The sequence below is a fragment of the Polaromonas sp. genome, assembly GCF_030680935.1.
In the GTDB taxonomy this organism is placed as follows: Bacteria; Pseudomonadota; Gammaproteobacteria; order Burkholderiales; family Burkholderiaceae_C; genus Polaromonas.
Genome location: NZ_JAUXUP010000035.1, coordinates 1 through 6574 on the forward strand (window position 1 = coordinate 1; position 6574 = coordinate 6574).

5 protein-coding genes and 1 pseudogene are annotated in these 6574 nt (G+C 59.9%); all 6 read left to right on the forward strand.

Annotation, left to right across the window (positions count from 1 at the left end; genetic code table 11):
- Positions 1 to 113 (forward strand): transposase (locus Q8L50_RS09385; protein ID WP_305347601.1); only part of this gene is annotated, 113 nt, incomplete at its 5' end.
- Positions 114 to 187: 74 nt separating this feature from the next.
- On the forward strand, positions 188 to 961 hold the full coding sequence (locus Q8L50_RS09390; RefSeq protein WP_305348406.1) for a response regulator: 774 nt from the start codon (positions 188 to 190) through the stop codon (positions 959 to 961).
- Between the two features lie 626 nt (positions 962 to 1587).
- Positions 1588 to 2715: an AI-2E family transporter gene (locus Q8L50_RS09400; RefSeq protein WP_305348409.1), complete on the forward strand. Its 1128-nt coding sequence runs from the start codon at positions 1588 to 1590 to the stop codon at positions 2713 to 2715.
- Positions 2716 to 2907: 192 nt separating this feature from the next.
- Positions 2908 to 4185: an urea ABC transporter substrate-binding protein gene (gene urtA / locus Q8L50_RS09405; RefSeq protein ID WP_305348407.1), complete on the forward strand. Its 1278-nt coding sequence runs from the start codon at positions 2908 to 2910 to the stop codon at positions 4183 to 4185.
- Between the two features lie 203 nt (positions 4186 to 4388).
- Positions 4389 to 5963: an urea ABC transporter permease subunit UrtB gene (gene urtB / locus Q8L50_RS09410; RefSeq protein WP_305348408.1), complete on the forward strand. Its 1575-nt coding sequence runs from the start codon at positions 4389 to 4391 to the stop codon at positions 5961 to 5963.
- Positions 5964 to 6192: 229 nt separating this feature from the next.
- Positions 6193 to 6574, forward strand: a pseudogene (locus Q8L50_RS09415) (urea ABC transporter permease subunit UrtC); the annotation flags it as partial.

Sequence of the window (6574 nt, forward strand, 5' to 3'; positions counted from 1 at the left end):
TCAACAGCGCCATCCAACTCATCAAGGCCAATGCCCGTGGGTTCCGTAATTTCACCAACTACCGGGCAAGAATTTTGTTTCATTGTGGCAAGTTGAATTTGGCGATGGCCTAGAAATTCACAGTGAATTCAACGAAGCTCCCTTTTTTGAATTGCCAGAGTGGCAGGAGCCACAGGCCAGTCAGCCAGTGACCCTGCGCGCTTCAAACCGCCCCCGGGTTCTGGTTTGCGAGGACGACCGCGACATCGCCCGCCTGATCACCATGATGCTGGACAAGGGTGGCTTTGACAGCGACATGGCCTACAGCGCTACAGAGGCCCTGGCCTTGCTGGCGCAGACCGCGTATGCAGCCATGACGCTGGACCTCAAGCTACCGGATCAGGACGGTATCACGCTGATCCGCACGCTGCGCAGCCAGGAGCGCACGCGAGAGTTGCCAATTGTGGTGGTGTCAGCGATGGCCGGTGAAGGCCAGATCGCCTTCAACAACCAGCCCCTGTCGGTGTCCGACTGGCTGGAAAAACCGATCGATGAAAACCTGCTGGTGCTGGGCCTGCGCCGTGCCATTGACGGCATGGCGCAAGGCAAACCCCGGATTCTTCACGTCGAGGACGATCTGGACATCCAGCGCATCACCGCGGCCATTGTGCAGGACTTCGCCACCTTCGAGTTTGCTGCCACGCTACAGGAAGCGCGCGCGCGGCTGCTCGAGCAGCGCTTTGACCTGGTGCTGCTCGATCTGACGCTACCGGGCGGTTCCGGCTGGGACCTGTTTGCCGACATTGATGCGCTGGACCGGCCGCCGCCGGTGGTGGTTTTTTCAGCCCGCGAAGTGAGTCGTACCGAGAGCGCCCGGGCAGCCGCCGTCCTGGTGAAGGCACAAACCTCCAATGACCACTTGCTGCACACCCTGCAACGGGTGCTGCGTGAGGGCCGAGCGTCCAGTTGGGCACAGTTGTGAGTCGGTGTGCCTGCCGGACATATGCAGTCTATCTGCGGCAAGCTTTATCGTGGCTACCGGTCGCGTAGCAAATCACACTGTTGGCGTATCCATGATCGCGGTGTAGCGACGCCGCATCTCCGCGGGGCTCACGGCCTCAATGCTGTGGCCCACGCTCCAGCGGTGGCCGGTCGGCTCGCGAAAACTGCCCGACCGCTCACCATAAAGATGATCCTGCGCAAGCATCTCCAGTCTGACAGGGATTCAGGCGGATTCAGATGAGTTATGGCAAGTTCGCGCACTTATGGGTGCTCTGCCGGAGGGACGCCCAGCTGAGTCGCCACAGGCTGCGGGGCCCGACATCCACCCAGTCGCGCGGCAGCGGTTGACCGAAGGCCCTCTTTTTTGACCTGGCTCGGGCCGTGGAGTCGGTTTTTTGGGGCCAGCGCGGTGCGGGTTTTTTCAGTCCATAACGAGTGCGCACCGGGCCCACGCCGACAGAAGTTTGCCGTTTCGTCCCACAGTCGGAAAACGTACCGCCTTGTCCCCATGCGGTCATGCGACGCGCATCATGGTCAGACCCATCCGGGTCGGCGATTGCGCTGCGCCAGGGCATTCAAGCAGTCAACTGGAAATTACCGTCCATCATGAAAATTCACCACACCGCCCGATCTCCCGCACTTGAAAACCGGGCATTCCTGCTATTGCTGCTACTCGCATCCGCTGCTTTTTTATGGGTGCTCTGGCCCCTGTACGGTGCTATTTTCTGGGGTGCGATTTTTGCGTTGATGTTCACGCCGCCATTTCTGCGCTTCCTCCAACCCATGAAGGGCCGGCGCACGCTGGCCGCGCTGGCCACTGTCGGGGTTATTCTGGTTCTGGTGATTCTTCCCCTGGCACTGATCGGTGCGTTGCTGATGCAGGAAGCATCGGCCGTATTCAGGCGTGTCCAATCAGGGGAGCTGAGTTTTGCCAGCTATTTTCATCAGGTGTACAACGCGCTGCCCGGCTGGGTCGCCGGCCTGCTGGACCGCTTTGGGCTGAACAACACAGGCGTCATTCAAGACCGGTTGGCGCAGGCGCTGTCGAAAGGCAGTCAAGTCATTGCCACACAGGCCTTGAGTATTGGCCAGAATGCATTTGATTTTGTTGTCAGTTTTTTTGTGATGTTGTATCTGCTGTTCTTTCTGCTGCGTGACGGCGCAGCGCTGGCGCGCCGGATTCATGCGGCTGTTCCGCTGGAGGCCGGCATCAAGCACGATCTGGCCGAAAAATTTGTGACCGTCATACGTGCCACCGTCCGGGGCAACGTGCTGGTAGCCGTTCTGCAAGGTGCGCTGGGCGGCCTGATTTTCTGGTTGCTGGGTATTCATGCGCCTGTGCTGTGGGGTACCTTGATGGCCTTTTTGTCGCTCTTGCCGGCTGTGGGCGCCGCTCTTGTCTGGGTGCCAGTGGCCATCTACTTTCTGGTCACCGGTGCCATCTGGCAAGGCCTGGTGCTGATCGCATTCGGTGTGCTGGTGATTGGCCTGGTGGATAACATTCTCCGGCCAGTGCTTGTCGGCAAAGACACCAAGATGCCCGACTATGTGGTGCTGGTGTCCACCCTGGGCGGCATGTCACTGTTCGGGTTGAATGGCTTTGTCATTGGCCCGGTGGTGGCCGCCATGTTCATGGCGACTTGGGACTTGTTTGCGAACGCGCGCAAGGAGGCACTCGATGCCTCCCGGGCGCCTGAGGCGGATGCGAAAAAGTCCAGCCAAAAAGACCTCTAGCGCCCGCCAATTGTGCATGGACAGCTCCTGTTTTAATAGCAAAAAGTTGTAGTCCTCATCCTGCGTACGCCACCCGGCGTATAGCCCGTTTCACCTCCGGTGCCCAGAATCGCCTCATCGTTTCGTAAAAGCTCCCCGTTAGCGGCTTTTGCGGAGCGAAAAGCGAACCACTCACCTACCGGAGAAGCACACATGCAACGTCGTTTTACCCTGAAGGCGCTCACTGCCGCCGTCGCCCTGGCTGGCCTCTCTGTCCTGCCAGCCCACGCCCAGTCGGGTGGCACCATCAAGGTGGGCATTCTGCACAGCCTGTCGGGCACCATGGCCATTTCGGAAACCGTGTTGAAAGACACCGTGCTGATGGCGATTGACGAAATCAACGCCAAGGGTGGCGTGCTCGGCAAGAAACTTGAGCCCGTGATTGTGGACCCGGCCTCCAACTGGCCGCTGTTCGCAGAAAAAACCAAGCAGTTGCTCGGTCAGGACAAAGTTTCGGTGATTTTCGGCTGCTGGACATCCGTGTCGCGCAAGTCGGTGTTGCCTGTGGTTGAAGAAATGAACGGCCTGCTGTTCTACCCCGTCCAGTACGAAGGCGAAGAACTGTCCAAGAACGTGTTCTACACAGGTGCAGCGCCCAACCAGCAGGCCATCCCTGCGGTTGACTACCTGATGAGCAAGGAAGGCGGCGGCGCCAAGCGCTGGGTCCTGCTGGGTACCGACTATGTGTACCCACGCACCACCAACAAAATTCTGCGTGCTTACCTCAAGAGCAAGGGTGTGGCCGACAAGGACATCGACGAGAAATACACCCCGTTCGGCCACTCCGACTATCAGACCATCGTGGCTGATGTGAAGAAGTTCTCGGCCGGTGGCAAAACCGCTGTGGTCTCCACCATCAACGGCGACTCGAACGTTCCTTTTTACAAGGAACTGGGCAACGCTGGCCTGAAAGCCAAAGACGTGCCAGTCGTCGCCTTCTCCGTGGGTGAGGAGGAGCTGCGCGGTGTGGACACCAAGCCGCTGGTGGGCCACCTCGCTGCCTGGAACTACTTCCAGTCGATCAAGAACCCGGCCAACACCGAGTTCATCAAGAAGTGGTCTGACTACGCCAAAGCCAAGGGCATCGCCGGCCACAAGGACAAGCCCTTGACCAACGACCCGATGGAAGCGACCTACATCGGCATCAACATGTGGAAGCAGGCTGTTGAAAAGGCCAAGTCCACCGACACCGACAAAGTCATCGCCGCCATGGCCGGCCAGACCTTCAAGGCACCGTCGGGCATCGTCTCCAAGATGGATGAGAAGAACCATCACCTGCACAAGTCGGTGTTTATCGGCGAGATCAAGGCCGACGGCCAGTTCAACGTGGTGTGGAAGACACCTGGCCCGGTGAAAGCCAAGCCATGGAGCCCGTACATTGAAGGCAACGACAAGAAGCCCGACGAGCCGGCAAAAATGGCCTCCAAGTAAGCAGCTACCGCCAGGCCCTTAGTGGCCAGGCGGTGCGAGCCGCATCTGATTTGCAAAAACAGGTGCGGCTTTTTTTGGTCTGGCCCACTTCTTGCACTACTCCGGTGCATGCGTATTCGATATTTTTCAAGGAAGTTGCAGCCTGGGCATAAGCACAGCGGGTATCCGCTGCTGCCGTGTCCACCCTACAGGTTCTTTCCATCATGATGATTCGCACAATCCTTTTATCTGCCACGTTTTTTATGGCTACCGGTGTCCACGCGTTGAGCATGGACGAGGCAAAAGCCATGACCCTGGGGGAAACGTCGGCACGTGTGGAAGCCTTGGGCAAGGCCGCCGCAAGTGCTGACGAAAAGACCGCAGCCTTCATCCAGGCGCTGGCCGACGACGCGGTCAAAACCGCAGGCGACAAAGTTTTTTTGATCAGGGATGACAAAGGGTTTGACCCGGTAAGCGGCGCCGAGCTGGCAGTGCCGGCAGACGCAGAAGATGTCATCAACAACAACATGATGCGCGGTGAGCTGGACAACGCCCTGGCCGCGCTCAAGCTGTTCTCGAAGGAAGAAAAAGTCCGTGCCGAGGCCATCAAGACGCTGTCGGGTGGTGCCGACGAGTCGCGCCTGCCGCTGATCGAGAAGGCCTACGCCGCCGAGAAGGTGCCCGCGCTGAAAAGTCAGCTTGAGCTGGTGCGGGCCACCATTCTTTTGAGCAGCAGCGACAAGACCAAGCGGCTGGAAGCTGCGGCGCGTCTGTCTGGCAGCAACAACCCGATCAGCAAGACGGTGTTGATTGCGCGTCTGGCGGAAGAAGGAGACCCCGAGGTCAAGAGTGCGCTGCAGGCCTCGCTGCGCAAGGTGGAAGCTGCGCTGGCCTGGGGTGACAAACTGGGCGCAGTCTTCAGCGGCATCAGCCTGGGCAGCATTTTGCTGCTGGTAGCGCTGGGCCTGGCGATCACCTACGGCCTGATGGGCGTCATCAACATGGCGCACGGCGAGCTCATGATGATCGGCGCCTACGCCACCTATGTGGTCCAGGGCCTGTTCCAGCAGTATTTGCCCGGCCTGTTCGACTGGTATTTGCTGGCGGCCGTACCGGTAGCCTTCATGGCGTCGGCGCTGATGGGCGCGGCGCTGGAGCGCGGCGTGATTCGTTTCCTCTACGGCCGTCCGCTGGAGACGCTGCTGGCGACCTGGGGCATCAGCCTGATGCTGCAGCAACTCGTGCGCTCGATTTTTGGCGCCCAAAACGTCGGTGTTGAAAACCCGGTCTGGATGAGTGGCGGCGTGCAGGTGCTGGGCAATTTGTCCTTGCCCTACAACCGGCTGGTCATCATTGGCTTTGCGATCGCTGTGCTGTTGGGCATGGCCTGGCTGATCAGCAAGACGCGGCTGGGTCTGTTTGTGCGCGGTGTCACGCAGAACCGGCCGATTGCTTCGTGCATGGGCGTGAACACGGCGCGCGTGGACACCTATGCGTTTGCCCTAGGCTCGGGTATTGCAGGTCTGGCCGGCTGCGCGCTGAGCCAGGTCGGTAACGTCGGCCCGGACCTGGGCCAGGGCTACATCGTGGATGCCTTCATGGTGGTGGTGCTGGGTGGCGTGGGCCAGTTGGCCGGCACCGTGTATGCCGCAATGGGTCTGGGCATTCTCAACAAATTCCTCGAAGGCTGGACCGGTGCGGTGCTGGCCAAGATTGCGGTGCTGGTGCTCATCATCATCTTCATTCAGAAGCGGCCTCAGGGCATCTTCGCGATGAAGGGCCGGAGTGCGGAAGCATGAGCGCACTTGGCGAGGGGCCCCACACCGTGGGGATCGACACAGCGCGAATGGTTCCAGAGGGCGACACCTGCGGCATCGCGCATCCTGCAATTGCTTATGAGCCCGAAGCGTAACCATGAACACGCCTATTCATACCAATAACGAGTCCCTGCAAGCCGAGCAAGGCATAGCGCCTTCGGCTGCGCCCGCAACGCCAGTGACGCCTGCCGCCAATCCCTACACCAGCGCGATGCGTACCGGCGCGCGCAATGCCTGGACTTCCGTCACCTTGCCTGCCAGGGGGCCCCTGCTCACCGGCGCGGGTTGGAGCACTTTTCTGGTTGCGCTGCTGCTGGTCTGCGCGCTGGCGCCGGTGCTCAATCTGCTGGTGCCAGAGACCAGCATGTTCCACATGAGCACCTATGCGGTGGCGCTGGTCGGCAAGATCATGTGTTACGCCATCGTCGCCCTGGCCATGGACCTGATCTGGGGCTACACCGGCATCCTGTCGCTGGGGCATGGCCTGTTCTTCGCGCTCGGTGGCTACGCCATGGGCATGTACCTGATGCGCCAGATCGGGCGTGACGGCAACTACAAAAGCGACCTGCCCGACTTCAGGGTGTTTCTTGACT